The organism is Variovorax sp. SG517 (assembly GCF_013376045.1).
Lineage (GTDB): Bacteria > Pseudomonadota > Gammaproteobacteria > Burkholderiales > Burkholderiaceae_C > Variovorax.
Genome location: NZ_JABMJG010000001.1, coordinates 1,070,675 through 1,094,165, shown reverse-complemented (window position 1 = coordinate 1,094,165; position 23,491 = coordinate 1,070,675). Strand labels below are relative to the sequence as shown.

Genomic DNA, 23,491 nt, shown 5'->3' with positions numbered 1-23,491 from the left:
GCTGGTTTTGGATACTTTTTATAACAGTAATCGCGAAAAAGTTGCCTGAATTCCGGTCGGGCAGAGTTTTTCTAGAACGCCTCCGTCATCCCATACGCCCGCATCTGCGCCTCGAACCGCGCCACGTCCTGGCTCAGCACCACGATGTCGTGCGCGATGCCCTGGCGGTCCTTCACGTGCTTGCCCAGCAGCGCCTCCGGCTTGAAGCCCAGGGCCTGGAAGACGGCGATGGCGCCGCGCTGGTCGACGGTCATGCGGGCGACTAGCTTTTCCGCCCCGCGCTCGATGGCCAGGGCGCAGGCCTCGCGCGCGAGCTTGTGGCCCAGGCCGCTGCCGCGCAGCTCGGGGGCGGCGAGCACGCGCAGTTCGGCGACGTGGCTGGACCAGGAGTGCGGGTCGCGGATCACCGCCGCGCAGCCGAGCACGGCGTTCTCGCGCACCGCGAGCACGCTGTCGATGTCGCCGCGCTCGATGGCGCGCACCCAGGCGTTCATCACCTTGGGCTGGGTGATGTCGCGCGGCAGAAAGAGCAGGTCGTGCGCCGGCAATGCCTGCGCGAAGGCGAGCACGGCGTCGGCGTCTTCGGCGGCCATCAGGCGCAGGACGATGCTGCCCTCGCTGCTGGTCACGGTGCGCGGGTAGGTCCGCGAGAAGGAGTCGGTCACGGTGGTGATGCTCATGTCGATCGCACTCCAAGCCATTCGTCCAGTTTGGGCCACAGCCTGCGCACCGCGTTGGGCCCGGCGGCGAGGCTGACGTGGCCGCCCTTGAGCACCACTTCCTCCTTGTCGGCGGAGCCGATGCCGTCCACGAGCGGCTGCCCGGCCTCGTAGGGAACGATGTGGTCGTGCTGCGCGAGGGCGTGCAGCACCGGCACCTTGATGTTCTTCAGCTGCACCTTCTGCCCGCCGATCACCAGCTCGCCCTTGTGCAGCTTGTTGCCCCACATGAGCTCCTTGACGGTCTGGCGGAAGTACTCGCCGGCCAGCGGCAGCATCTCGTTGCCCCAGCGGTCGAACATGCGGTACGACTTGACGAATTCGTCGTTGTCCAGGTTGTCCCACAGCTGCACCATGCCCGCGCTGCGGCCGGCGGGGCGCAGCATGTCGAAGGAGGCGAAGAGCATCTCGGGCGGCACGTTGCCCACGGTGTCGATGAGCCGGTCGACGTCGAAGTAGCGGCGGTCCGACCACGCATGGAAGAGCTTCATGCGGCTGAAGTCGATGGGCGTGGTGAAGAGCGCGAGGTTCTTCATCGGCCCGCCGGAGTGCAGCGCGGCGTACAGCGTGGAGAGCACGCCGCCCATGCAGTAGCCCACGAGCGTGACGTCTTCCTCGCCCGAGCGCTCCTGCACGCGGCGGATGGAATCGGGGATGAAGTCGAGCACGTAGTCCTCGATGCGCAGGTATTTTTCCTGCGGGCGCGGCGCGTTCCAGTCCATCATGTAGACGTCGTAGCCCTGCAGCAGCAGGTGCTCGACCATGCTCTGGCCCGGCGCCAGGTCGAGGATGTAGCCGCGGTTGGTGGTCGCCATCACGATCAGCAGCGGCACGCGGTAGATCTCGTCGGCCATCGGCCGGTAGTGATACAGGCTCAGCGTGCCGCGGCGATGGATCTCGTCCTTGGGCGTCTGGCCGACGGAAGGGGCGGTGGTGGTGAGGAAGTCCAGGCCCTTGATGTTGCGCTGGATCGCGCGCTCGATCTCCGAGGCGATGTCGGGCAGGGCGAAGGCGTCGGCTTCGGCGTTCATGACGGGCGCTTTCCCGCGGGCTTGCGCGTGCGTGCGGGCCGGGTCGCCGTGGCTGGCGGCGGGCTCGGCGGCTGGCGTGTGCGGCGCGGTCCGGGCGCGGCGGATGCCGCGGCGGCGCCGCTTCCTTCCACCGCGCGGGCGATGCGCGCCAGATGGTCGTCGATACGCTGCAGCTGTTCGCCAAGCGCCTGCAGGTCGGCGCGCGTCGGCAGGTTCAGCATCGTGAGGTAGCGGGCCATCAGGTCGCCCAGCGCCTTCTGCGCGGTGAGCGAGGCGTTCATGCCGCCGTGCATGCCCTGCCGGAACGGGTCCGAGGCCATGGTCTCGTTGGCGAATTCGTTGGTGCTCTTTTCCCACTGGGCCGTGAGTTCGCGCCACATGGCCATGGGGTCGAGGGGAGAGAACTTGTTCGTCATGGCGGAAGCTCCCTTCTTTCCTGTCTGTCGCCTTGTTCCTGTCGCCGCTGCCTCAGGTGCCGGCGTGCCGCGCCGTGTGCGCGGCGATGGCATCGACGATCTGCGGCCACATCGGGATCGGCAATGCGTGCCCCATGCCCGGGATGCGCAGCAGCTGCGACCCCGTGATCGCATCGGCCACGTCCACGCCGCATGCCACCGGCACCAGCGGATCGTCGTCGCCGTGGATCACCAGCGTGGGCACGCGCACTTCGCGAAGCGCGGGCTTGCGGTTGCCGGAGGCCAGGATGGCGGCGAGCTGCCGCGCCACGCCGGCGGGGTTGAGGCCGCGCAGGAAGACGAGCTGCGCCTTCTCGGCATCGCGCGCTTCGTCCAGCGGAAAGCTCCCCGGTCCGCGCAGCACGCGCCACACCTTGGCGTGGTGCGCCTGGTAGGCCGCGAAGGTTGTCGGCGCGGGCGAGAACAGCACCGCCATCGCCTCGGGCGTGGGCGGCGGCAGGCCCGGTGCGCCGGTGCTCGACATGATGCTGGTGAACGACAGCATCCGCCGCGCATGGTGGATGCACATCTCCTGGCCGATGGCGCCGCCCATCGAGGCGCCGACGACATGGGCCCGCTCTATGCCCAGCGCGTCGAGCAGCCCGACGCAGTCGGCCGCCATGTCGCGCAGGTCGTAGGGCGCTCGCAGCGGCAGGCCGGCCATCGCCTGCGCCATCAGCGCCTGGATGTCGGGCACGCCGAGCAGCGTGAGGTGCGTCGAATGGCCGATGTCGCGGTTGTCGAAGCGGATCACGCGGTGCCCGCCGGCTTCGGCGAGCCTGGTGCAGAAGGCGTCGTCCCACGCCACCATCTGCGCGCCGAGGCCCATGACCAGCAGCAGCGGCGAGCCGGCGGGGTCGCCGAAGCTGTCCCACGCCAGCTCGATGCCGTTGGCGCGCGTGCGCCGCTCCACGCGGGGCGGAACTGCGGACATGCGTGGGCCCTCGTGCCTACTTGCGCTGGAGCAGCTTCGTCACTTCGTCCACGTTGGCCTGGATGCGCTGGCGCACCACGTCGAAGGCGTCGGCCTGCGACTTGGCCGCGAGGTTGGCCAGCTCCTTGATGTCGTCGATGGCGCGCTGGAACGACTGGCGGCCGAGCTCGTCGAGCTTGGCGAGGTTTTCCTTCGGGTCCTTGCCCGGCATTTCCTTGGCGGCGGCCTGCCACTCGGAAATGGCGCTCTTGATCATCTCGGTCTGCCGCTGCACCACGGTCTGCAGGCCCTGGTAGGACTTCTCGTTGGCCTGCATCAGGGCGGCCAGGTCCTTGCGGCCGCTCTCCAGCAGCTTGCCGGCGCCGCCGGTCAGGTTGAGGCTCTGCAGCCGGTCGGCCATGCCTTTCAGCGGGTTGAGCATGTCCGCGGCGTTCGGCGCCGCCTTCTTCGTGCCGGAGGTACTGCTGCTGCTACTGCTGGCGGTGGTCTTCTTCGCGGCGGCTTTCTTGGCAGTGGCCATGGTGCGGAATCTCCTGTGACGTTGGACGTGTGGATGGCGGGGACCAAGCCTGACGGCAAAAATCCCTCGCCACGATACGCCGCGCCGGAGCGCCGCAGGTTGCCGCCGCGACAAAAATGCCTGCGGGATTTCCCTTGGGTGCCGGTCTTCCCGCTCGCGGCCTGGCCTACATCGGCGGCGCGAAGCCGTTGCGCCCGGCGGTCACGCGCAACGCGGTGGGCGTGCCGTTCTTCTCCTGCGCGTTGACCAGCACGCGGGCGCCGGGCACCAGCAGCGCGTCGGTGCCGGGGCGGAAGGTGACCACCGGCACGTCGGGCGGCACCACGACGGTCTTCTCGCCACCCTTGTAGGTCAGATGCAGCTGCTGGCCGCCGCGCACCGACTTCGGCGCCGCGGCCAGGTCGGCGACGGTGGCGTTGGTCATGGTGCTTTCGGGCAGCAGGTCCCAGGGGCGATGGCCCTCGCCGGTGCCGCGCGCGGCCTCGGGGAACACGACCACTTCGAGCGCCTTCTGCGTGCCGTCGGCCTGCGGCATGGCGGCGGTGCCGATGAAGCTGCCGCGCTTGATGTCCGAGAGCTTGATCGGATAGACCTCGGAGACGGCCAGGTCGGCCGGACGCGCGAGCGAGACGACCTCGCCGCCGCGGGCCTGCACCACGAGGGTGCTGGCGTCGACGCGCACGAGGGTGCCGCGGATGCGGACGGTGTCGGCGTTCTGGGCCGAGGCGACGGCCGGCAGGAGGGCTGTCAGGCAAAGGGCGGCAACGGCGGCGAGCAGGGGAGCCTTGGACGCGCTGGACGAATGAATCGGCATGTGGGCTTTCGGGGACGATGGGGCTGGTCAATGTACGTCCCGCCGGCGAATCGTGCTGGCGGCCGACTTAGCCCTGAATGAGCAAGAAAAAAGGCCGCATGCCTCGCAACGCGGCATGCGGCCTTCATTCGGAGCGAAGCGCTCGCGGCGTCAGTCGATCAGGCCGATCTCCATCGCGCCGGCCGTGGCCGGGTTGCGCGAGCCGACCATCGCGAAGAGCTTGCTGCTTTGGCTGGCGAAGTGGTAGTTCGGCCCGGTGAAAGTCGCCGCGCGCATGTTGAGCGGACCGTTCGTGCCCATGGAGCCCAGCGTCGCGGCGAGCGTGGCGCTGGTGCCGTCAGGGAGCGTCTGCGTGCGCGCGTAGTACGACGCATCGAGGCCGGCGCTGCCCCAGCCGCCGCTGGTGGCGCCGCCGCGTGCGATGACGGTGGGCCATGTGGCGCGTTCGGGCAGGCCGATGCGGAACTGCGAGATCGTGGGCGTCGAGGAGTTGATGCCCGCCCCGAGGTAGACGTTCTCGCCACCGATGCGCGCGATGCCGAAGTTGCCGTTGTCGGCCGGGTTGGTGGTGCTCACGATGTGCCAGGTGTCCACGGTCGGGCCGGCCGACACCGTGTAGGTCCGCACGGATGCGGTCGGACAGTTGTCGATCCGGTAGATCACGTTGTCGTTGCACAGGTAGAGCATGGTGCCGCCGTTGGCGATCTGGATCTGGGTGATCGACGAATCGCCGCCGGTGGCCGTCATGTTGATGCCCAGCCGGTTGTAGGTGCCGTCGAGCGCGGCCTGCGTCTTCACCAGTGCGCGCGATGCCACGAAGGGCCGCACGGCATAGCTCTCGGGCGTGACCTGCGCGACCGCGAACGGGAACGCGCCGACCACCGTGTCCGTCGTGAAGCGGAAGCGCGCCGTGTTCGCGGGGCTCGTGATGCGGCTGCTGTCGAAGATGAAGCTGCCCGCCTCCGTCGTGTCCTCGGCGAAGCTGCCCGAGGCGACGGTGCCGGCGGCATCGGTCATCTCGTAGCGCTTGCTGTCGAGGTTCAGCGCGAGCGTCTGCCGCGAGCCGTTGGTGGCGTAGACCTTGTAGCGGCCGTTGCGTGCGTCGGGCGTGGCGCCGTTGTCGATCAGGTTGAGCTGGATGTAGCCCTGCGTGGCGGTGTTGCTGCGCGCGCCCACCAGCACCGAAAGCTCGCCGGCCTGCATCGCGAAGTACTTGTTCGCTCCGGTGAAGTTGACGCCGCGGATGCCCAGGGGCTGGTTCGCGTAGGCGGTGCTGTCCAACGGCATCGTCAGGGTGCCGTAGGTGTCGTCGGTGCCGGTGGAGGTGCGCACCGTGCTGGTCGTGCTGATCAGGTTCGTGCCCCAGCTGCCCGTGGTCGACGAGCCGATGCCGCGCGTGGTGGGCCAGCTCGACGATTCGGGCAGGGCGATGCGCATGAACTGCTGGGCCGGCGAGACGCTGATGCCGCCATTCAGGTAGACGTTCTGGCCGCCGATGCGCGCGACGCGGAAGCCGCCGATGTCGCTGCTGTTGGCCACGTTGGTCGTGACCCAGGCATCGTCGGTGCCGGCCGTGACCGCGTAGGTGCGCTTCGAGGACGCGGGGCAGAGGTCGATCCTGTAGATGATCGCGTCGTTGCAGATCTCCAGCACCGTGCCGCTGCCCGACAGGCGCATCGAGAGGATCGTCGAGTCCTGCACGCCGCCGGGGCTGCGCGTGATGCTGAAGCGGTTGTAGGTGCCGTCGATCAGCGCCGCGGTGGTGACGAAGTCGCGCGCCGCCACGAAGGGCTGCGCGGCATACGCGGTGGGGCTCGAGTACGCGGTCTGGAACGGGAACGCGCCCACGATGGCGTCGCTCGTCACGCGGAAGCGCGAGGTGTTGGCCGCGGTGGTGATGCGGCTGCTCGCGAACACGTAGGTGCCCGGCTCGGTGAAGTCCTCTGCGAAGGTGCCCGACTCGGCCACGCCGAGGTTGTCCGTCATGGTGTAGCTGCCGGCGTCGAAGTCGACCGAGAGCTGCTGCTGCGTGCCGTTGGCCGCGTAGACGCGGTAGCTGCCGTTGCGCGCGTCGGGCGCGCCCAGGGTCTTGGCGGCCCGGGCTTCCGGCTTGGAACTGCCGCCCGCCGACAGCGACAAGCCGCCGGAACCGCCACCACCTCCTCCCCCGCAAGCCGCCAGCAAGGCGGCGATGCACCAGCCAGCGAGATTCCTCGTTATCCTCATTTTTGTGCCCTTTTGTATTCAAATAGGCTCGACAGCAGGCCGGTTGGCTGCTGAACCAAACCCGAAGAAATCGTAACAAGAGGTCGCTTTGTTGCGGCGGGTGACAAATGTCAGCCAGGCGACCGAGCATTGGCGTGGGCTTTGGCCCCGTCTACAATCCGCCCCTCCGAGGAGCGTTGCAGCGCCGTCAGGCGTGAGGCTCGGACCACATATCGCAACGACGCTCACCCGCTGTTCTTGCGGTGAGCCTTTTTCCCCGTATCCGGCGGCATCTTTCAAACCAGTTTTGTTGGAGTTCCCATGAGCGCTGTTCTCAAGCCCACCCCCGTTTCGACCGCCGACCAGGCGATCGCCGACCTGTCCCTCGCCGCCTGGGGCCGCAAGGAGATCAAGATCGCGGAAACCGAGATGCCCGGCCTGATGGCCATCCGCGAGGAGTTCTCGAAGTCGCAGCCGCTGAAGGGCGCGCGCATCACCGGCTCGCTGCACATGACCATTCAAACGGCCGTGCTGATCGAGACGCTGCAGGCGCTGGGCGCGCAGGTGCGCTGGGCCTCGTGCAACATCTTCTCGACGCAGGACCACGCCGCCGCCGCCATCGCCGCTGCCGGCACGCCGGTGTTCGCGATCAAGGGCGAGTCGCTGAAGGACTACTGGGACTACACCCACGCCATCTTCGACTTCGGCCCCAAGGGCTCCAAGGGCGAAGGCCCGAACATGATCCTGGACGACGGCGGCGACGCCACGCTGCTGATGCACCTGGGCCAGCGCGCCGAGAAGGACCAGAGCGTGCTCGCCAACCCGACCAGCGAGGAGGAACGCATCCTCTACGCCGCCATCAAGGCCAAGCTGGCCGTCGACGGCACCTGGTACACCCGCAAGTCGGCCGAGATCATCGGCGTGACCGAAGAAACCACCACCGGCGTGCACCGCCTGAACGAGATGTCCGCCAAGGGCACGCTGCTGTTCCGCGCGATCAACGTGAACGACTCGGTCACCAAGAGCAAGTTCGACAACCTGTACGGCTGCCGCGAGTCGCTGGTGGACGGCATCAAGCGCGCCACCGACGTGATGATCGCCGGCAAGGTGGCGCTGGTGGCCGGCTACGGCGACGTGGGCAAGGGCTCGGCCCAGGCGCTGCGCGCGCTGTCGGCGCAGGTGTGGGTGACCGAGATCGACCCGATCAACGCCCTGCAGGCCGCCATGGAAGGCTACAAGGTCGTGACGATGGAATACGCCGCCGACAAGGCCGACATCTTCGTGACCACCACCGGCAACCGCGACGTGATCCGCCACGAGCACATGGCCGCCATGAAGGACCAGGCCATCGTCTGCAACATCGGCCACTTCGACAACGAGATCGACGTCGCGTCGATCGAGAAGTACGAGTGGGAAGAGATCAAGCCGCAGGTCGACCACATCAAGTTCCCCGACGGCAAGAAGATCATCCTGCTGGCCAAGGGCCGCCTCGTGAACCTGGGCTGCGGCACGGGCCATCCGAGCTTCGTGATGTCGTCGTCGTTCGCGAACCAGACCATCGCGCAGATCGAGCTGTTCACCAAGCCCGACGCCTACCAGGCCGGCAAGGTCTACGTGCTGCCGAAGCACCTCGACGAGAAGGTCGCGCGCCTGCACCTGAAGAAGGTCGGCGCCATGCTCACCGAGCTGACCGACACGCAGGCAGCCTACATCGGCGTGGACAAGAACGGCCCCTACAAGCCGGACACGTACCGCTACTGATCGGCAGAGCGCATGCGCGCCGATCAGTTGCTGGTGGAGCGCGGCCTGGCCGCGTCGCGTTCGCAGGCCGTGCGGCTCATCGCCGGCGGCTTGCGCTGGCGTGACGCGGGCACGAGCGATGCGTGGCGCAATGTCGTCAAGAACAAGGACGACGTGCCCGAATCGGCCGAGCTCGAACTCGTTGATGCGGCGGAGGCGCGCTACGTGTCGCGCGGCGGGCTCAAGCTCGAAGGCGCACTGGCGGCGAGCGGGATCGACCCGGCCGGCAGGCTGTGCCTCGACGTGGGCCAGTCGACCGGCGGTTTCACCGATTGCCTGCTGCAGCGCGGCGCGGCCAAGGTGGTGGGCGTCGACGTCGGCCACGGGCAGCTGCATGCGCGGCTGCGCGAGGACGAGCGCGTGGTGGCCATCGAAGGCGTGAATGCGCGTGCGCTGTCGGCCGACGATCTCGGCGAAGAGGGCGATGCGCGCTTCGACCTGATCGTGGGCGACCTGTCGTTCATCTCGCTCACGCTGGTGCTGCCGGCGATCGTCGGGTTCCTGGCCGACGACGGGCGGCTGCTGATGCTGGTCAAGCCGCAGTTCGAGCTGCAGCCCGGCCAGGTCGGCAAGGGCGGCATCGTGCGCGACGACGCGCTGTACGCGGTGGTCGAGAAGCGCCTGCGCGACGCCTGCGAGGCGCTCTGCCTCAAGGTGCTGCAGTGGTTCGACAGCCCGATCGCCGGCGGCGACGGCAATCGCGAGTTTTTCATTCACGCCGAGCGTGCCGTGCGCGCGAACGGCTCCTAAGGAGACGCAGGTGCGCCTTCCGTTGAGTTTCGAATTCTTCCCGACCAAGACGCCCGAAGGCGCGGTCAAGCTGCGCGCGGTGCGCCAGCAGCTGTACGCGCGCAAGCCGCAGTTCTGCTCGGTCACGTACGGCGCGGGCGGTTCCACGCACCAGGGCACCTTCGGTGCTGTGCAGGAGATCCTGTCCGAGGGCGTGGATGCCGCGAGCCACTTCTCGTGCATCGGCGCCACGCGCGCCACCGTGCGCGAGCAGCTCGCCGAACTGAAGGCCATGGGCGTCAAGCGCCTGGTGGCGCTGCGCGGCGACCTGCCCAGCGGCTACGGCATCGGCGGCGAGTTCCAGTACGCGAGCGACCTCGTCGGCTTCATCCGCGAGGAGACCGGCCGCGACTTCCACATCGAGGTGGCCTGCTACCCCGAGATCCACCCGCAGGCCCGCTCGCCCGAGGCCGACCTGCAGGCCTTCGCCGCCAAGGTGAAGGCGGGCGCCGACTCGGCGATCACGCAGTACTTCTTCAGCCCCGAGGCGTACTTCCGCTTCGTCGACGACGTGCGCAAGCTCGGGCTCGACACGCCCATCGTGCCGGGCATCATGCCGATCACCAGCTCGACGCAGCTCATGCGCTTCTCGGACGCCTGCGGCGCCGAGATTCCGCGCTGGATCCGCCTGCGGCTGCAGGGCTTCGGCGACGACACGGCGTCGATCAAGTCCTTCGGCCTCGACGTGGTCACCGACCTTTGCGCGCGCCTGCAGGAAGGCGGCGCCCCGGCGCTGCACTTCTACACGATGAACCAGTCGGCGGCCACGCTGGCTGTGCTGGAGCGCCTCGATTGAGAGGGCGCGCGGGGCTTCGGGCGGCGCTTGTCGCGGCGACCTGCGTTCTTGCGGGATGCGCCATGCCGCCCGCGACCGACGCCGACGGCAACGCGAAATTGCTGCCCCTGCCGCGCGCGATCGCGGTGCCTCCCGGCGCGGCCGCGCGCTCCAGCGTGCCGGCGGTGCGCTATGACCTCAGCGTCTCCGGCACCGGCGAGCAGGCCCCGGACGACGGCGTGCCCGACGACGGGCCGCGCGAGATCTTCGAGCGCGGCGGCGCCTCCTGGTACGGCATCCAGTTCCACCAGCGCAAGACCGCCAGCGGCGAGCGCTTCGACATGACCGCCATGACGGCGGCCCACAAGACCCTTCCCTTCAACACGCGCGTGTGCGTGCGCAGCCTCGTCAACGGCAGCGAGGTGCTGGTGCGCATCAACGACCGGGGCCCCTATGCGGCGGGCCGCGTGATCGACCTGAGCCGCGCGGCGGCCGACCGGATCGGCCTGACCGGGCTGGGCATCAAGCAGGTGGCGCTGACGGTCGTGGACCGCGACGGCATGCGCTGCGGCGGGCTGCCGGTGGAAGCTGGCGATGCAGCGGCGCCCACGGCATCGAGCGAGCCGCAGCAGCGTGTGCGTGCGCCGGCTCCGGCACGGCGCAAGGCGGTCGTCCCGACCCGTCGCCGCAAATAGGCTGACGCGAAAAGGACGGCCGGCTCAGCCGCCAGAATCGAGCGAGAAGGCCGCGTTGCGGTCCTGGCCCAGCCGCTGCACCAGTTGCGGCAGCGCGGCCGCCAGCAGCGGCTTCAGCGTGTAGGGCGGATTGATCAGGAACATGCCGCTGGCGGGCAGCCCCGGCCGGTGCGTCTCGCCCGAGGCGGCGTCCTTGGTGATCTTGCTGGACTTGACCGTCAGCGTGGCGTGCAGCCACGACTTGCCGGCCTTGGTCGCCATCGTCTTGAGCCGGCGCGGCAGGTCGTGCGCCTCGGGGCGCGGAATGATCGGATACCAGACCGCGTAGGTGCCCGTGGCGAAGCGCTTGAGCGCCTCGGCCATGAAGTCGAGCACGCGGCCGTAGTCGGTCTTCATCTCGTAGCTGGGGTCCATCAGCACCAGCGCGCGGCGCGACGGCGGCGGCAGGAACTTGGTGGCGCTGCCGAAGCCGTCCTCGCGAAGCACGGCGATCTGGCGGCCGGCCTCGAGTTGGGCGATGTTGGCGTCCAGCGTGCGCGCGTCGGTGGGGTGCAGCTCGAACAACTTGAGCTTGTCGTGGTCGCGCAGCAGGTGCTGCACGATGAAGGGCGAGCCGGGGTAGACGCGGGCGCCGCCCTTGGGGTTGAAGTCGCCGATCACGGCCAGGTAGCGGGCGATCGCGTCGGCCAGGGGGGCTTCGGTCTCGGCCGCTACTTTTTTGGTAGCGGACTTCGCCGCGGGAGCAGGTGCGGCAGGCTCTTTCTTGTCCGAAAGAAGGCGCAGAACCCCGTCTGCCGCCTCGCCGCTGGTGCCGGCGTAGTCGCCGTCCAGGCGGTAGAGGCCGGCGCCGGCGTGGGTGTCGACGACCGTCAGGGCTGCTTCTTTTTCGAGCAGGTGGTCGAGCGTGGCAATCAGCACCGTGTGCTTGAGCACGTCGGCGTGGTTGCCGGCATGGAAGGCGTGGCGGTAGCTGAACATGGGAATAGTGCCTGAAGAATGAGAGTTGGAACGCTAGACTCTCGCGCCGCAACATCGATTTACAAAAAGAGGGTGCAGATGCGAGGAGCCAGATGGCGATTTTGGGGCCTGTGCGTGGGCGCGGGCGTTCTGTCTATTCTGACGGGCTGTGCATCGGTGACGCACGGCACCACGCAGAACGTGAAGATCGAGACGATGACGACCACGGGCAAGGTGGTGGACGGTGCGAAATGCCTGGTCTCCAACGATCGGAACGACGTGGTCATGCGCTCCGGCGACACCGTGCCGGTCCGGCGTTCGGGCGCCAATCTCACGATCGAATGCACCCAGCCCGGCTTTGCGCCGGCCCACGGGCAGGCCGTTTCGCGTGCCAACGTGGGCATGGCAGGGAACATCCTGATCGGCGGGATGATCGGCGCCGTGGTCGATGCCAGCACCGCAGCGGGCTACAACTATCCGAGTTGGATCCAGTTGGTCTTCGGGGAGGTCCGAAGTGTCGACCGCAGCGCGCAGTCGGGTGAAGGTCCGACGGCCGGTATCCGGATCGGGACGACCGAGATGGCTTCGGCGCCGCCGGTGACGCCCCCGAAGGTCGCGGAGGCGAAGCCGCCCGAGGAGCCTCGTCCTTCTGCGGCACCGGCCAAGGCGGTCGAGCCCGCCCCGCCAGCGGCTCCTGCGCCGAGCCAGGCCATCGCGCCTTCCTCGCCGCCGCCGCGGCAATCCAGGCCCGAAACGCGCGTTTCGATGGACGACCTGAACGGCTTGCTGCCGGGCAAGCCATGAGCAGTCGCTGGATGAAGGGCTTGCAGCTGCCCGGGGGGCTCGTTTTCCTGGGCTTGGCCCTGACGGCCAGCACGGTTGCCGCGCTCGAGCCGGATGCGCTGTTCGACAAGGTTTCTGGCAGCGTCTGGTCGGTTCGCACCTTCGACGCCCAGGAGCGTCCCCTGCGCGCCGGCAGTGCGGTGGTGATCGCGCCCGGGCGGCTTGTGACCAACTGCCATGTGCTGGCCAAGGCGAGCAGCTTCGTCGTCAAGAAGGACAACGTCACCTACGGAGCGACGCTGGAGCTTCCCGACCCAGCGCGCGACCTGTGCCAGATCAAGGTCGCCAACTTCGCTGCGCCTGCGGTCGTGCTGGCGCCTGCGGGCAGCGCACGCGTGGGACAGCGGGTGTATGCCATCGGCAACCCGCGTGGGCTGGAAAATACGCTCAGCGAGGGGCTGTTGTCGGGGTTGCGGGGTGGTGTCGGAGGCGAGTCGGAAGCAAGGCTGTTGCAGACCACCGCAGCCATTTCCCCTGGTTCGAGTGGTGGCGGACTGTTCGACAGCGAAGGGCGCCTGCTCGGCATCACCAGCTTCGCCGCACGCGATGGGGGGAGCCTCAACTTCGCGATGCCAGTCGAGTTCCTGGCGGAATTACCGACGCGAGCCAAGGCGATGCTGGAGGCCCGTGCACGTGAGCCCGCCGGATCGTCGCAGCGGCGGATGCCCGGGGTCGAGGTGCCGCTGAGCGAACCTCTGCAGCCTGGGGACGCCCTCGAATATGTGCGGATCGACAAACTCACGGGTAACCGGTCGCCGGTGATCTATCGGTTGGACAAGGTCAACGGCGATGAGCTCTCTTTCAACATGGGAGGGCGTATCGAGAAGATCGGCGGCGAAGTCGTATCGGTCACGTCACCGGCTGGCGGCATGTTCGACACGTCGTCGCCTCCAGGGGGCTGGGTTCGGAAGGACATCCAGCCCGGCATGCGGTGGCATCTCGACTACATCGCTGCGAGCGGCGACAGGCTGCGGCATGAACTGAACGTGACGGTCGGGGGAGCGCGCCCGTTCCGGGTGGGCGGCTTGGAGCTCAACGTGCTGCATGTCGGCTACGAGGGGTGGATCTATGCCTCGTATGGCACCGGCGCATCTCTGGTCGGCACACGCTTCGTTGGCTCGGCCCTCTACAGCCCGGAACTTGGCCGGATCGTGAGGTTCGAGGGCGAGCATCGGCGCGGCAATGCCAGTGCGACGAGTGAGGCGCTGGAACTGGTCCGCATCCAGCGCTGAAACCGGCCCGAGTTGCGGAAATTGGCCATTTGGCCGTTTCTTCATATAATCGCGGGCTTCGCAGCGTTTTTGTGGCCCCGCGGCGAAGACATCGAAACCCACCTAAGAGATTCCCACCAGAGGAACGCCGACCGTGGAAAAGGGCCCGCCAAACCCTCTTTCAAGAGAAAAACTCATGACCAAAACGTTCAGCGCCAAGCCCGCTGACGTGACGCACGAGTGGTTTGTGATTGACGCGACCGACAAGGTCCTCGGACGAGTAGCCAGCGAAGTTGCTCTCCGTCTGCGCGGCAAACACAAGGCCATTTACACGCCTCACGTCGATACCGGTGACTTCATCGTCATCATCAACGCATCGCAACTGCGCGTCACCGGCGCCAAGTCCATCGACAAGGTGTACTACCGTCATTCGGGCTACCCGGGCGGCATCACGGCGACCAACTTCCGCGACATGCAGAACAAGCATCCGGGCCGCGCCCTGGAAAAGGCTGTCAAGGGCATGCTGCCCAAGGGCCCGCTCGGTTACGCAATGATCAAGAAACTCAAGGTGTACGGTGGCGCTGAGCACCCGCATACCGCCCAACAGCCCAAAGTGCTGGAACTGTAAGGAGCCTTGAGAATGATTGGTGAATGGAACAACGGCACCGGCCGTCGCAAATCGAGCGTCGCCCGCGTGTTTCTGAAAAAGGGCTCGGGCAAGATCACGGTCAACGGCAAGGACATCCAGGATTTCTTTGGCCGCGAAACCTCGATCATGATCGCGAAGCAACCCCTCGCGCTGACCAACAACCTCGAAACCTTCGACGTGATGGTCAACGTGCACGGCGGCGGCGAATCCGGCCAGGCCGGCGCTACCCGTCACGGCATCACCCGTGCGCTGATCGACTACGACGCAGGTCTGAAGTCGGTGCTGAGCCAGGCTGGCTACGTGACCCGCGACGCACGTGAAGTCGAGCGTAAGAAGGTCGGTCTGCACTCCGCCCGTCGCCGCAAGCAGTTCAGCAAGCGCTGATCCGCTTCCTGCGAGCAAAAGCCGCCTTCGGGCGGCTTTTTCATTGGAGCGCCCTTGGCGCGGGGTGCCGCCGACCCCACTTGCAATGGGGTGCGCGCCAGCCCGGCCTGCCGGGAATGCGTCATTGCAGTAGGATTCGTTTCATTGGCCGCACAATCGGCCCCCCAAGGAGTTATCAGTCCATGAGCGCCGTAGCCGAAAACATCCAGACCCAGATGCCCGAGCCGATCATCTTCACCGACAGCGCGGCAGCCAAGGTGGCCGACCTGATCGCCGAAGAAGGCAACCCCGACCTCAAGCTGCGCGTGTTCGTGCAGGGCGGCGGCTGCTCCGGCTTCCAGTACGGGTTCACCTTCGACGAGATCACCAACGAGGACGACACCACCATGACCAAGAACGGTGTGTCGCTGCTGATCGACGCCATGAGCTACCAGTACCTTGTCGGCGCCGAGATCGACTACAAGGAAGACCTGCAGGGCGCCCAGTTCGTGATCAAGAACCCGAACGCTACCAGCACCTGCGGTTGCGGATCGAGCTTCTCGGCCTGATCTCCGGCCGAATGCTGCTCACCCAGCCCCTCTGAAAAAAGCCGCCTCCGGGCGGCTTTTTCGTTCCCCGCCGTTTTTTCCCCCTGCCACCCATGACATCCGAGGCCGAAGCCGCCACCGCCGATCCCGTCCGCAAGAGCCTGCTTTGGCTCGTCGCCGTCGGCTTCTTCATGCAGACGCTCGACGCCACGATCATCAACACGGCGCTGCCGGCGATGGCCGCGAGCCTCGGCGAGAGTCCGCTGCGCATGCAGTCGGTGGTGGTGGCTTACGCGCTGACCATGGCGATGCTGATTCCCGCCTCGGGCTGGATCGCCGACCGCTTCGGCACGCGGCGTGTGTTTTTCTCGGCGATCGTGCTGTTCGCGCTGGGCTCGGTGCTGTGTGCGTTGTCGCACAGCCTGGGCCAGCTGGTGGCCGCGCGCGTGGTGCAGGGGCTCGGCGGGGCGCTGCTGCTGCCCGTGGGGCGGCTGTCGCTGCTGCGCACGGTGCCGCGCGGGGAGTTCCTCCAGGCGATGAGCTTCGTGGCCATTCCGGGGCTCATAGGGCCCCTGCTGGGCCCCACGCTGGGCGGGTGGCTGGTGCAGTACGCCTCCTGGCACTGGATCTTCCTGATCAACGTGCCCGTGGGCCTGGCCGGGTGCATCGCCACTCTCAAGTACATGCCCGACCTGCGCGGGGTGACGATCAAGCGCTTCGACAGCGTGGGCTACGCGATGCTGGCCTTCGGCATGGTGGCGATCTCGCTCGCGCTGGACGGCGTGGGCCTGCGCCAGGGCGGCGTGCTGGTCGTGCTGATCTTCGGCTTCGCGAGCATCGCCGGCTACTGGCTGCGTGCCTCGCGCACGCCCGAGCCGCTTTTCGCGCCCTCGCTCTTCCATGTGCCCACGCTCAGCATCGGGCTGATCGGCAACCTCTTCTCGCGGCTGGGCAGCAGCTGCATGCCCTTCCTGGTGCCGCTGCTGCTGCAGGTGTCGATGGGCTACTCGCCCGTGCACGCCGGGCTGATGATGCTGCCGATCGCGCTGGCCGGCATGGCCATGAAGCGCTTCGCCACGCCGCTGATCAGGCGCAACGGCTACCGCAAGGTGCTGGTGGTCAACACCATCCTCGTGGGCTGCACCATGGCCAGCTTCGGGCTCACGGCGCCGGGCCAGCCGATGGCGCTGCACGTGCTGCAGCTGCTGGCCTTCGGGGCGGTCAATTCGCTGCAGTTCACGGCGATGAACACGATCACCCTGAAGGACATGGACGGCAGCATGGCCAGCAGCGGCAACAGCCTGCTGTCGATGGTGCAGATGCTGGCGATGAGCATGGGCGTAGCCGCTGCGGGCGCGGTGCTGGCGGGCTACAACGGCGTCTTCGGCACCGACACGCCGGCCCACACGCTGGACGCCTTTCAGGCGACTTTTGCGACCATGGGGCTCATCACGATCGCTTCCGCGCTGATCTTCTGGCATCTGCCGTCGGAAGTGCGCGCGCCGCACCCTGCGCAGCCGGAGGTTTCCGGCCAGGGCTGATTCAGGCGGGGTAGATCGCGCCGAGCACGCGCTCTCCGCGCGCGCCGGTCACGCTGGCGAGATTGCCTGCCTCGCGGCGGACGGTGGCGCGGGCCAGCCAGGCGAATGCAGCCGCCTCGACCTGCAGGGGCGGCAGGCCGTGATCTGTCGAAGCCGCGACCGCAACGCCCGGCAGCAGGGCGCGCAGCCGGTCGAGCAGGTGGTCGTTCAGCGCGCCGCCGCCGCAGACGACCAGCAGCTTGCTATCTTTTCCGTAGCTCTTCAGGTCCGCCGCGCAGGCGTGCGCGGTCAGCTCGGCCAGGGTCGCCTGGACGTCTTCGGGCGCCATGGCCGAGGTGCCGAGCTGGGCGGCCAGCCAGGCCGGGTTGAACAGGTCGCGCCCGGTGCTCTTGGGCGGTGTCCGGGCGAAATACGGATCCGCCAGAAGCTGCGCGAGCAGGCCGGGCAACACCTTTCCGCTGGCCGCCCACTGGCCGCCGCGGTCGAAGGGCTGGCCCTGGTGGGCTTGGCACCAGTGATCCATCAGCGCATTGCCGGGGCCGCAATCGAAACCGAGCACGGAGGCGCCGCTGGCGACGTTGGTGGCCGGCAGCAGGCTCAGGTTGGAAATGCCGCCGATGTTCAGCACCGCTACCGTTTCGCTGGGGCGGGCGAACAGGGCGCGATGGAAGGCCGGCACCAGCGGCGCGCCCTGGCCGCCGGCTGCGAGGTCGCGGCTGCGGAAGTCGGCGACCACGTCGATGCCGATTAGCTCGGCCAGCAGCGAGGGGTTGTTGATCTGGAGCGTGTAGCCGACCTCGTCGAACTCCAGCGGCCGGTGCCGCACGGTCTGGCCGTGCGCGCCGATGGCGGTGACCGCGTTGGCGGCCGTGCCGCTGTCCGCCAGCAGCTGGGCCACGACGCCCGCGTAGGCGCGGGCCAGCCCGTTGCCGGCCAGTGCGGCGCGATGGAGTTCGTTGTCGCCGGGCGTGTTCAGCGCCAGCAGTTCGGCGCGCAGCGCTACCGGAAACGGGGCGGTCGCGTAGGACCGCACCGCGATGCGGCCGCCCGAAAAGTCGGCGAGCACGCCATCGACGCCGTCGAGCGAGGTGCCCGACATGAGGCCGATGAAAAGCTCCTCGGCCGCCATAGCCGGAAGGTCAGTCGGCGCTGGCCTGGATGACGGAGAAGGCGGCGGCCAGCTCGGTGCGCGCGCCCACGGCGACACGCTCGAAGGCCGGGCGCATGGCGGCGGTGATCGGTGCGCCGCCTTCCTGTGCGATGGAGGCCGGGTCCTGGTAGACGCCGCCCACGCGGAACTCGAAGTGCAGGTGCGGGCCGGTAGCCCAGCCGGTGGAGCCCACCGCGCCGACCGTCTGGCCCTGGCTCACCGCCTGGCCGGCCTTGACGTCGATGCGGCTCAGGTGCGCATATGCCGTCTGCTGGTTGTTGCGGTGGTTGATGATGACGATGTTGCCGTAGCCGTTCTGCGTGCCGGCGAAGTCGACCGTGCCGTCGCCGACCGAGCGCACCGAGGTGCCCGTGGGCGCCGCGTAGTCGATGCCGTTGTGCTGGCGCCAGCTGTTCAGGATCGGATGCATGCGCATCGCGAAGCCGCTGGACACGCGCGAGAACTCGACCGGCGTCGCCAGGTAGGCCTTGCGCAGGCTGTCGCCGTTCGGGCGGTAGTAGCTGCCCTTCTGGCCCGCGCCCGGGGGCTGGAACCAGACGGCCTGGTGGATCTTGCCGTTGTTCTCGAACTCGGCCGACAGCACGCGGCCGCTGCGCAGCGCCTGCCCGTCGGCTTCGAAGGTCTCGTACACCACGGCGAAGCGGTCGCCCTTGCGCAGGTTGCGCACGTCGACGTCGCCCGCGAAGATGTCGGCCAGCTGGCTGGCCACCGCGTCGGGAATGCGCGAGTCGTCGGTGGCGGCGAACAGCGAGGTGCGGATGGTGCCGCTCGCCAGGCGCGTGCCCGGGGTGAGCGAATCGCGCTCGGTCACGCCGGCGAAGCCGGTAGGCGTGCGCTCGATGACGAAGCGCTTGAAGCCGCCGTCGCCGTCGGGAATCCAGCGGGCGCTGAGCTTCTTGAGCTGGTTTTCCTGCGTGGCCTCGGCCGTCACGGTGCGGCCGGCGCGCGAGAAGAGCGCATTGCGGGCCTCGACGCTGCCGCGCACGAAGGCGGTGGCGGCGGGGTCGGAAATGCCCAGGCGCTTCATGAGCGCATCGGCCGTGTCGCTCGAGCGGGTGACGTCGGTGCGGAAAAGGGTGAAGCTGAAGTTCTCGAGCGATTCGCTCTGGTCGGCGAACGAGACGGGCGTCGTGGCTTCGAGGATCTGCTGGACCGGGAGGTCGGATGCGTCCGGACCGAGCGATGCCACCGCGAGGGTGCCGGCGCTCAGCAGAGCGCCCGCGATGATCGCGGTGATCTGCCTGGGGTACGTCCGGAATGTATAGGCCACGCGAGAAGCGAGAAGCTCCTCGGCGGCAAGAATGCCGTTGATCAAACTATGAATTCCAGCTCAGGTTCTGCAAGTCCGTGCTGCAAGGCCCAGTCACGTTCAGGGCGGCAGGAGACGGTGCGGAAAGAAGCGCCGCTTAGAATTCGGCGCTTGAAAAGTCGGGCTGAGTATAGCTTCGGCACCCCCAAAATCAGCTAAAAAAGCCCGTAAAGGCCGATTCTGTTACATCCATGAGCCTCTCGAATAGTGTAGGACGCGCGCTCGAAATCTCCCTCCGGGGCGCCGACGAACTGCTGCCGCAGGACGAATGGGTGCGCAAGCTCCAGCGCTCCGAAGCGACCGGAACCCCGCTGCGCATCAAATTCGGCCTCGACCCGACAGCGCCGGATATTCATCTGGGTCACACGGTGGTTTTCAACAAGATGCGCCAGTTGCAAGACTTGGGCCATACGGTGATCCCGCTGATCGGGGACTTCACCACCACCATCGGCGACCCTTCCGGACGCAACAGCACCCGGCCGCCGCTGACCCGCGAGCAGATCGAGGACAACGCGAAGACCTACTTCGACCAGTTGCGCCTGGTGCTGAACGTCGATATCGCCGAGGTTCGCTACAACTCCGAATGGAGCGACCCCCTGGGCGCCCGCGGCATGATCCAGCTGGCCGCCAAGTACACGGTGGCCCGGATGATGGAGCGCGACGACTTCAACAAGCGCTTCAAGGCCGGCCAGTCGATCTCGGTGCACGAGTTCCTTTACCCGCTGATGCAGGGCTACGACTCGGTCGCGCTCAAGAGCGACCTGGAACTGGGCGGCACCGACCAGAAGTTCAATCTGCTCGTCGGTCGCCATCTCCAGCAGGAATACGGCCAGGAGCCGCAGTGCATCCTCACCATGCCGCTGCTGGAAGGGCTCGATGGCGTCGAGAAGATGTCCAAGAGCAAGAACAACTACATCGGCATCAGCGAGGACGCCAACACCATGTTCGCCAAGGTGCTGTCGATCTCCGACGACCTGATGTGGCGCTGGTACACGCTGCTGAGCTTCCAGTCGCTCGAGCAGATCGCGGCGCTGAAGGCCGAGGTCGAGGGCGGGCGCAATCCGAAGGACGCCAAGGTCGCGCTGGCCAAGGAGATCACCGCGCGCTTCCACAGCGCGGCGGCGGCCGATGCGGCCGAGCAGGACTTCATCAACCGCAGCAAGGGCGGCGTGCCGGACGAGATCCCGGAGGTGTCGCTTTCGGGCGCTCCGCTGGGCATCGCCCAGGTGCTCAAGCAGGCGAACCTGGCGCCCTCGACGTCGGAAGGCAACCGCCTGATCGACGGCGGCGGTGTGCGGGTCGATTCCGCTGTAATCAGTGACAAGGCGCTGAAGCTGCCTGCGGGCAGCTACGTGGTCCAGGTCGGCAAGCGCAAGTTCGCGCGCGTGACCCTGAGCTGATCGCGCTCCGGGGCGACCTGCTCGATCGTCTATTTAACTAGCGAACCTCGATGGTGACGCGCCGGTTGCGCGGCTCGTCCACCTCGTCGGCGGTCGGAATCGCCAGGTCGCGCTCGCCACGGCCCACGGCCTCGATGCGGTTCGCCGGGAACTGGCGCTCCACGAAAAGCTGGACCACTTCCTGCGCCCGGCGGCGCGAGAGCTCGTCGTTCTGCTCGCCGCTGCCCTTGGTGTCGGTGTGGCCGGTGACCACGATGTCGCCGCCGCTGCGCGCCAGGGCCGCGGCCAGCGCCTCGGTCATGATCTGCTGCGACGCCGGCGTCAGCGTGGTGCCGCCGAGTTCGAAGTAGACCGTGTAGCGCTGCGGCGGGGGCGGGCGCATGTCGAACAGCGGCTTGTTCTCCGCCTGCACCTTGGCCGGATCGACGTTGTCGACCACCGGCGCGCCCTTGGCGCCCACCGCGGCCGTGGCGCGCTGGTAGGGCGTGGAAAGCACTTCCTCGCCGTCCTTGGCGCGGACCACCACCGCAGAGGGCTTGCCGTCGGCCTGCGGCAGCAGCACCACCCGCGTGCCAGGCGTCGAGCACGCCGCCAGCAGCGCGGCGGCCAACATGGCCGCGAGAAGCGAGGGGAAACGGGAGGATTGGAGTTTCGGCATCTGCATCTTCATCTTCATCATGGCTGGCCGTCGGCTTGCACGATGAAGTCGGTGCCGCGGATGCCGATGGTGGCGGTCTGCGTCTCGACCCGCACCGCATCGGGGTTGGTCTTGCCGATCAGGCCGGTGATCATGCGCATGGAGCCACGCAGCAGCGACAGCAGCATGCCGCCGTCGCGCGTGGTGCCGTCGAAGTGGAATTCCTTGAGATCGAGCCGGGAGGAAGGGCCGACCACCAGCGTCGTGTCGTCGCGCAGCACCACGGAGGCCGAGGAGTCGGGGCCGGTCACGATGCGGTCCACGGCACCCAGCGCGTCGCCGGGGCTGGCTGCACGGGCCGTGCCTGCGCCGTTGAGCAGTTGGACGCTGCCGCGCACCGACTTCACGAACCCGGCCTGGAGATCGGGCTTGACGGCTGGCGCCGGCGCGGCCGCTGCAGGCGCCGGAGCGGCGGGAGGGGCGGGGGTGGGAGCAACGGTAGCGGAAGGCGCCGCAGCAGCGGCCGGCGGCGTCTGGGCCTGCGCCAGCATGGCGGATCCCGCGATGGCGAGGCTGCCGAGGGCGGTCACGAGGTTTTTCATCATCTGGCTCTCTGTGAGAAGAGTTGCGCAACGTTAGCCAAACATTATTAATGCGAAGGCGTTACATATAGACACGAGGCCGATAATTCAGGCTCTTTCTGCGCTCTTTTACCGCTTTTAGCGTTGCTTCCCGCACTGTTCACGGTGACTTTCGAATGATGTTTACCCCCAAGACGCTGCTTCGCGCGTCGGTTGCCGTGGCCTTGATCACGATCGTGCTCAAGGGCCTGGCCGGCTACATGACGAATTCCATGGGCCTGATCTCGGACGCCATGGAGTCCTTCGTGAACCTCGCGAGCGCGGTTTTCGCCCTCGCCATGGTGACCATCGCCGAGCGGCCGGCCGACGACGACCACCCCTACGGCCACCACAAGGCCGAGTACTTCTCCTCCGGCTTCGAGGGCATCCTGATCGTCGGCGCCGCCATCGCCATCCTCTGGGTCTCGGTGCAGCGCCTGCTGTCGCCCCAGCCGCTGGAGCAGCTGGGCTGGGGCCTGGCGCTGTCGGTGGTCAGCTCGGGCTTCAACGCGGGGCTGGCCCTGCTGCTGTTCCGCGCAGCGCGCGCCCACCGCTCGATCGCGCTGGAGGCCGACGGGCGCCACCTGATGGCCGACGTCTGGACCTCCGCGGCCGTGCTGATCGGCATCGTCGGCGTGATGGTCACCGGCTGGCTCTGGCTCGATCCGGTCCTGGCCATCGGCGTCGCGCTGAACATCGCGCGAGAGGGCGTCAAGCTGGTTTGGCGTTCTTCCCAGGGCCTGATGGACGAGGCCCTCGACCCCCAGACCCTCGCGACCGTGCGCGCCACGCTCGACGCCTTCGCCGCCCGCATGCCCGAAGGCACGCGGCTGCGCTTCGACGACATGGTCACGCGCAGCGCCGGCCAGCGCCGCTTCGCCGACCTGCACATGCACGTGCCCGGCGACTGGACCTTGCAGCACGCCGCCAACATGCGCGACGAGCTCGAGCAGGCGCTCATGGACGCCGTGCCCGGCCTGCGCGTCACCATCCAGCTGTTGCCCTTGACCATGGAAGCCCGCGCCACCCAGGCCGGCGAACATCACCCCCTATGAAAGCCGTTCTCCAGCGCGTCGCGAATGCCCGCGTAGACATTTCCGGCCGCACCGTCGGCGCCATCGATGCGGGCCTGCTCGTGCTGCTGTGCGCCGAGCGCGGCGACGTGGACGCGCTCGCCGACCGCATGCTCGCCAAGATCCTCAAGCTGCGCATCTTTGCCGACGAGGCCGGCAAGATGAACCGCAGCGTGCAGGACATCGGCGGCGGCCTGCTGGTGGTGAGCCAGTTCACGCTGGCGGCCGATGCGAGCGCCGGCAACCGCCCCAGCTTCACCCAGGCCGCGCCGCCCGACGAAGGGCGGAGGCTCTACGAATACTTCGTGGCGCAGGCCCGCGCCGCGCATCCGGTGGTGGCCACCGGCGAGTTCGGCGCCGACATGCAGGTGCACCTGCTCAACGACGGGCCGGTCACGATCCCGCTGCAGATGACGGCGTAGCGGCGGCCGC

The 23,491-nt window shown here is 67.9% G+C and carries 25 protein-coding genes and 1 riboswitch; of the genes, 13 read left to right on the top strand and 12 right to left on the bottom strand.

The window, feature by feature from the left end; all coding sequences use genetic code 11:
• Window positions 1-71: 71 nt before the first annotated feature.
• The 7 genes from FHT32_RS05115 to FHT32_RS05085 all read right to left on the bottom strand — a co-directional run bounded on the left by FHT32_RS05115 (window position 72) and on the right by FHT32_RS05085 (window position 6,699).
• The gene (locus tag FHT32_RS05115; RefSeq protein ID WP_176663511.1) at window positions 72-680 is read right to left on the bottom strand and encodes a GNAT family N-acetyltransferase; all 609 of its coding nucleotides are present in this window, start codon (window positions 678-680) and stop codon (window positions 72-74) included.
• Entirely contained in the window at window positions 677-1,750 is a 1,074-nt protein-coding gene (locus FHT32_RS05110; protein WP_176663510.1) for an alpha/beta fold hydrolase, read from the bottom strand. The genes FHT32_RS05115 and FHT32_RS05110 overlap by 4 nt, the downstream gene beginning before the upstream one ends.
• Window positions 1,747-2,166: a poly(R)-hydroxyalkanoic acid synthase subunit PhaE gene (locus FHT32_RS05105; protein WP_176663509.1), complete on the bottom strand. Its 420-nt coding sequence runs from the start codon at window positions 2,164-2,166 to the stop codon at window positions 1,747-1,749. Before FHT32_RS05105 ends, FHT32_RS05110 begins: the two co-directional genes overlap by 4 nt.
• Window positions 2,167-2,218: 52 nt before the next feature.
• A complete protein-coding gene (locus tag FHT32_RS05100) occupies window positions 2,219-3,139 on the bottom strand; it encodes an alpha/beta fold hydrolase (protein WP_176663508.1) in 921 nt (306 codons plus the stop codon).
• Window positions 3,140-3,155: 16 nt separating this feature from the next.
• Entirely contained in the window at window positions 3,156-3,659 is a 504-nt protein-coding gene (gene phaP / locus FHT32_RS05095) for a TIGR01841 family phasin (RefSeq protein ID WP_176663507.1), read from the bottom strand.
• Between the two features lie 166 nt (window positions 3,660-3,825).
• Window positions 3,826-4,473, bottom strand: a complete 648-nt coding sequence (locus tag FHT32_RS05090) for a hypothetical protein (RefSeq protein WP_176663506.1) — start codon at window positions 4,471-4,473, stop codon at window positions 3,826-3,828.
• A 150-nt stretch (window positions 4,474-4,623) separates the two neighbouring features.
• On the bottom strand, window positions 4,624-6,699 hold the full coding sequence (locus FHT32_RS05085; protein ID WP_176663505.1) for a hypothetical protein: 2,076 nt from the start codon (window positions 6,697-6,699) through the stop codon (window positions 4,624-4,626).
• Window positions 6,700-6,861: 162 nt separating this feature from the next.
• Window positions 6,862-6,932: riboswitch (S-adenosyl-L-homocysteine riboswitch) on the top strand.
• A gap of 67 nt (window positions 6,933-6,999) precedes the next feature.
• On the opposite strand from FHT32_RS05085, the gene ahcY reads away from it, so the two are divergent.
• The 4 genes from ahcY to FHT32_RS05065 all read left to right on the top strand — a co-directional run bounded on the left by ahcY (window position 7,000) and on the right by FHT32_RS05065 (window position 10,737).
• On the top strand, window positions 7,000-8,439 hold the full coding sequence (gene ahcY / locus FHT32_RS05080) for an adenosylhomocysteinase (RefSeq protein ID WP_176663504.1): 1,440 nt from the start codon (window positions 7,000-7,002) through the stop codon (window positions 8,437-8,439).
• A 12-nt stretch (window positions 8,440-8,451) separates the two neighbouring features.
• A complete protein-coding gene (locus FHT32_RS05075; protein WP_176663503.1) occupies window positions 8,452-9,228 on the top strand; it encodes a TlyA family RNA methyltransferase in 777 nt (258 codons plus the stop codon).
• A gap of 10 nt (window positions 9,229-9,238) precedes the next feature.
• A complete protein-coding gene (metF, locus tag FHT32_RS05070; protein ID WP_176663502.1) occupies window positions 9,239-10,063 on the top strand; it encodes a methylenetetrahydrofolate reductase [NAD(P)H] in 825 nt (274 codons plus the stop codon).
• 62 nt (window positions 10,064-10,125) lie between these two features.
• Entirely contained in the window at window positions 10,126-10,737 is a 612-nt protein-coding gene (locus FHT32_RS05065) for a septal ring lytic transglycosylase RlpA family protein (protein WP_176663501.1), read from the top strand.
• 24 nt (window positions 10,738-10,761) lie between these two features.
• Here the strand turns inward: FHT32_RS05065 and FHT32_RS05060 are convergent, their stop codons facing one another.
• Window positions 10,762-11,715, bottom strand: a complete 954-nt coding sequence (locus tag FHT32_RS05060) for a 23S rRNA (adenine(2030)-N(6))-methyltransferase RlmJ (RefSeq protein ID WP_176663500.1) — start codon at window positions 11,713-11,715, stop codon at window positions 10,762-10,764.
• 156 nt (window positions 11,716-11,871) lie between these two features.
• Between FHT32_RS05060 and FHT32_RS05055 the strand changes: the two genes are divergently transcribed.
• The 6 genes from FHT32_RS05055 (at window position 11,872) to mdtD (ending at window position 16,849) form a co-directional block, all read left to right on the top strand.
• Window positions 11,872-12,498, top strand: a complete 627-nt coding sequence (locus FHT32_RS05055) for a hypothetical protein (protein WP_176663499.1) — start codon at window positions 11,872-11,874, stop codon at window positions 12,496-12,498.
• Window positions 12,495-13,769 carry a S1C family serine protease gene (locus tag FHT32_RS05050; RefSeq protein ID WP_176663498.1) on the top strand — a complete coding sequence of 425 codons (1,275 nt, stop codon included), beginning with the start codon at window positions 12,495-12,497 and terminating at the stop codon, window positions 13,767-13,769. Before FHT32_RS05055 ends, FHT32_RS05050 begins: the two co-directional genes overlap by 4 nt.
• Before the next feature lie 175 nt (window positions 13,770-13,944).
• Window positions 13,945-14,376, top strand: coding sequence for a 50S ribosomal protein L13 (rplM, locus tag FHT32_RS05045; RefSeq protein ID WP_093205810.1), 432 nt, complete (start codon window positions 13,945-13,947; stop codon window positions 14,374-14,376).
• 12 nt (window positions 14,377-14,388) lie between these two features.
• Complete coding sequence (rpsI, locus tag FHT32_RS05040) at window positions 14,389-14,781, top strand: 30S ribosomal protein S9 (protein ID WP_019656359.1); 393 nt, start codon at window positions 14,389-14,391, stop codon at window positions 14,779-14,781.
• A gap of 182 nt (window positions 14,782-14,963) precedes the next feature.
• Entirely contained in the window at window positions 14,964-15,329 is a 366-nt protein-coding gene (erpA, locus tag FHT32_RS05035) for an iron-sulfur cluster insertion protein ErpA (RefSeq protein WP_019656358.1), read from the top strand.
• 92 nt (window positions 15,330-15,421) lie between these two features.
• On the top strand, window positions 15,422-16,849 hold the full coding sequence (gene mdtD / locus FHT32_RS05030; RefSeq protein ID WP_176663497.1) for a multidrug transporter subunit MdtD: 1,428 nt from the start codon (window positions 15,422-15,424) through the stop codon (window positions 16,847-16,849).
• 1 nt (window position 16,850) lies between these two features.
• Here the strand turns inward: mdtD and FHT32_RS05025 are convergent, their stop codons facing one another.
• Both FHT32_RS05025 and FHT32_RS05020 read right to left on the bottom strand, forming a co-directional pair.
• Window positions 16,851-17,978, bottom strand: coding sequence for an anhydro-N-acetylmuramic acid kinase (locus FHT32_RS05025; RefSeq protein WP_176663496.1), 1,128 nt, complete (start codon window positions 17,976-17,978; stop codon window positions 16,851-16,853).
• A gap of 10 nt (window positions 17,979-17,988) precedes the next feature.
• A complete protein-coding gene (locus tag FHT32_RS05020) occupies window positions 17,989-19,335 on the bottom strand; it encodes a M23 family metallopeptidase (protein ID WP_176663495.1) in 1,347 nt (448 codons plus the stop codon).
• A gap of 185 nt (window positions 19,336-19,520) precedes the next feature.
• Here FHT32_RS05020 and tyrS point away from each other — a divergent pair, with 185 nt between their 5' ends.
• The gene (gene tyrS / locus FHT32_RS05015; RefSeq protein WP_176663494.1) at window positions 19,521-20,729 is read left to right on the top strand and encodes a tyrosine--tRNA ligase; all 1,209 of its coding nucleotides are present in this window, start codon (window positions 19,521-19,523) and stop codon (window positions 20,727-20,729) included.
• A gap of 37 nt (window positions 20,730-20,766) precedes the next feature.
• Here tyrS and FHT32_RS05010 read toward each other — a convergent pair whose 3' ends face one another.
• Both FHT32_RS05010 and FHT32_RS05005 read right to left on the bottom strand, forming a co-directional pair.
• Window positions 20,767-21,387 (bottom strand): OmpA family protein, encoded by a 621-nt coding sequence (locus FHT32_RS05010; protein ID WP_176663493.1) that lies wholly within the window; start codon window positions 21,385-21,387, stop codon window positions 20,767-20,769.
• 17 nt (window positions 21,388-21,404) lie between these two features.
• On the bottom strand, window positions 21,405-21,968 hold the full coding sequence (locus tag FHT32_RS05005) for a FecR domain-containing protein (RefSeq protein WP_256098869.1): 564 nt from the start codon (window positions 21,966-21,968) through the stop codon (window positions 21,405-21,407).
• A 155-nt stretch (window positions 21,969-22,123) separates the two neighbouring features.
• On the opposite strand from FHT32_RS05005, the gene FHT32_RS05000 reads away from it, so the two are divergent.
• Window positions 22,124-23,041, top strand: coding sequence for a cation diffusion facilitator family transporter (locus FHT32_RS05000; protein ID WP_176663491.1), 918 nt, complete (start codon window positions 22,124-22,126; stop codon window positions 23,039-23,041).
• A complete protein-coding gene (gene dtd, locus FHT32_RS04995) occupies window positions 23,038-23,481 on the top strand; it encodes a D-aminoacyl-tRNA deacylase (RefSeq protein ID WP_126184774.1) in 444 nt (147 codons plus the stop codon). The genes FHT32_RS05000 and dtd overlap by 4 nt, the downstream gene beginning before the upstream one ends.
• Window positions 23,482-23,491 lie beyond the last annotated feature (10 nt).